We start from the raw sequence: 425 nt of genomic DNA, 5'->3' as shown, positions 1-425 counted from the left end.
AAATGCGACCGGGCTTCAACCTCCAAAAGGGGAAGAACGATGACGAACCTTAAGAGAATGCTGCTCGCCGCTGCCCTGGGACTGCCCTTTGCGGGCCAGGCAATGGCACAAACCAAAATTGAAGGCCTGCATGTCTGGACGTCGGCGAGCGAGGTCGGGGCCCTGAAAGTCATCACCGACAAGCTCAAGACCATGGGCTTCGAGTGGCAGGACAGCGCGGTTGGTGGCGCCAATGGCGCCAATGCCCAGCAGGCGTTGCGCACTCGTGTCGCCGCCGGCAATCCGCCTGCGGTGATGCAGTTCCTCGGCTTCGAAGGACTGGGCTGGGCCAAGGAAGGCGTGCTGCGTTCGTTGAATGACCTTTATGCCAAGAACAGCTGGAAAGCCGCCCTTCCTCCGGTCATGCTGCAATTCCTGGAGCAGGA

Annotated in this window: 1 pseudogene; it reads left to right on the top strand. The window is 60.5% G+C overall.

Annotation, left to right across the window (positions count from 1 at the left end):
- Positions 1–39: 39 nt before the first annotated feature.
- Positions 40–425, top strand: a pseudogene (locus tag EN780_RS37935) (carbohydrate ABC transporter substrate-binding protein); the annotation flags it as partial.

The sequence above is a fragment of the Mesorhizobium sp. M4B.F.Ca.ET.089.01.1.1 genome (assembly GCF_004022605.1).
GTDB lineage: Bacteria > Pseudomonadota > Alphaproteobacteria > Rhizobiales > Rhizobiaceae > Mesorhizobium > Mesorhizobium abyssinicae.
Note: the sequence above shows the minus strand (reverse complement) of the source record. Positions and strands in the feature narration are given on the sequence as shown.